This window comes from Gilvimarinus sp. 1_MG-2023 (assembly GCF_030548285.1).
The window spans coordinates 1-282 of record NZ_JAUOSC010000868.1; the positions used below are offsets into that span (position 1 = coordinate 1).

Genomic DNA, 282 nt, shown 5'->3' on the forward strand with positions numbered 1-282 from the left:
CTATTACTGGGACTCATTCACGCGCCCATTGAACTGACCCTCCCCGCCTTGCTAATGCTGAATACCAGTCTGATTCTGACAGGCAGCAAGGCCAGCTGGCTGTCTGGCGTATTGATTTCTGCAACCAGCATGATGGCTTCTTATCTCTGGCTCAGCTCATGGCAGGCCGATCTTATACCTAATACCCTGGTTATTGTTTGTGGTGTAGCAACCGCGATTTTTTTTGCTGCCCTGGCACTGTTCGCCAGACGCCAGAGCAACCAGATTGGCGCCATGCAGTAT

General features: G+C 51.8%; 1 protein-coding gene. It reads left to right on the forward strand.

What is annotated here, in order from left to right:
• Positions 1 to 282, forward strand: a 282-nt coding sequence (locus tag Q4563_RS19365) for a hypothetical protein (protein WP_303605673.1), incomplete at both ends; no start/stop codon positions are given.